This window comes from Saccharopolyspora sp. NPDC050389, from assembly GCF_040655595.1.
GTDB lineage: Bacteria > Actinomycetota > Actinomycetes > Mycobacteriales > Pseudonocardiaceae > Saccharopolyspora.
Window position 1 is genome coordinate 1 of sequence record NZ_JBFAKG010000221.1, and the last position, 1563, is coordinate 1563.

Consider the following 1563-nt stretch of genomic DNA (forward strand, 5'->3'; position numbering starts at 1 on the left):
AGCTTGTTGTTTAACCTCGGGTGCTGGTGTTGCGGCCCCGGTTGATCATGGATGAAGCCCTTGGTTGATCCTTCCTCTTGCGACAGATGGAAGATCACAACCAAGGGCTTCGATGATCAGTGTGCATGACACCGGCCAAGCCGATGCGCTCGGGGAGCTGTCCGGGTTCCGCCAACGGTTCTACGAGTGTCTGACCAAGCGGGCGGATGCGTTGCTCGAGCTGACCGACGCGGTGCTGTGCACCGCGGGTCCGGTGACCAGCCTGGCCGAGCTGTCCCTCACCCCGGAGCACCGGCGCGGGCATGGCGCCGGCTACGACGCGATCAACCACGGCCGCGTCGAGGTCGACCGGTTACGCACCGCCTTGGCCGAGCTGCCATTACCGCGTGCCGCCGACGGGCGGATCACCCTGGCCGTGGACGTCTCGCCCTGGCTGCGCCCGGACGCCGCGTGCAGCCCCGAGCGGCTGTTCTGCCATGTCTATGGCCGCTCCCGTAGCGCCTCGCAGCTCATCCCGGGCTGGCCCTACTCCTTTGTCGCCGCGCTGGAGACCGGGCGTACCTCGTGGACGGCGATCCTGGACGCGGTGCGGCTGGGGCCCGCCGACGATGCCACCGCGGTCACCGCCGCTCAACTACGTGAGGTCGTGGGCCGGATCATGGGCGCCGGACACTGGCGGCCCGGCGATCCGCACATCCTGATCGTGACCGACGCCGGCTACGACGTGACCCGGCTGGCCTTCGTCCTCGCCGATCTGCCCGTGGAGCTGGTGGGCAGAATCCGCTCCGACCGCGTCCTGCTGCGGCCCGCACCGCCCCGACCGCCGGGTACCGTCGGGCGGCCACGCAAGCACGGCGGCGTGTTCACCCTCGCCGAGGAGAACAGCTGGCATGCCCCCGACCACAACACCAGCACCGACACCACCCGCTACGGACACGCCCAGGCGCGGGCCTGGGACCGCCTGCACCCCCGCCTGACCCACCGCGGCCCCTGGCTGGACCATGAGGGCGAGCTGCCCCTCGTCGAGGGCACCCTGATCCGCTTACAGGTCGACCACCTACCCGGAGACCGGGACCCCAAACCGGTGTGGCTATGGTCCTCGGTCACCGGCGCCAGCGGCGAGTTGGTTGATCTGCTCTGGCAGGCATTCCTCCGCCGATTCGACCTCGAACACACCTTCCGACTGCTCAAGCAGACCCTCGGGTGGACCCGCCCGAAACTGCGGGCACCCGGCTCGGCCGATCGCTGGACCTGGCTGGTCCTGGTCGCCCACACGCAACTACGCCTCGCCCGCCCCATCGCTGAAGACCTTCGACGCCCCTGGGAAAGACCGGTCACCGAGCCCCGTCGGCTGACGCCCGCCCGCGTCCGGCGGGGGTTTCGCAACCTCCACGCGAAGACCGGTCACCCCGCAGCCGCACCGAAACCCTCCCGACCCGGTCCCGGACGCCCACCCGGTTCCCGCAACACGCATCGCGCCACCCGTCACGACGTCGGCAAGACCATCAAACGCGACCTCACCCTCCAACAACACCAAAACCGCACAGGTTAAACAACAAGCTA

At 69.1% G+C, this 1563-nt stretch carries 1 protein-coding gene; it reads left to right on the forward strand.

Annotated elements, in window-relative coordinates; translation table 11 throughout:
• The first annotated feature begins 121 nt into the window (after positions 1–121).
• Positions 122–1552, forward strand: a complete 1431-nt coding sequence (locus tag AB0I53_RS49545) for an NF041680 family putative transposase (RefSeq protein WP_358618196.1) — start codon at positions 122–124, stop codon at positions 1550–1552.
• Positions 1553–1563 lie beyond the last annotated feature (11 nt).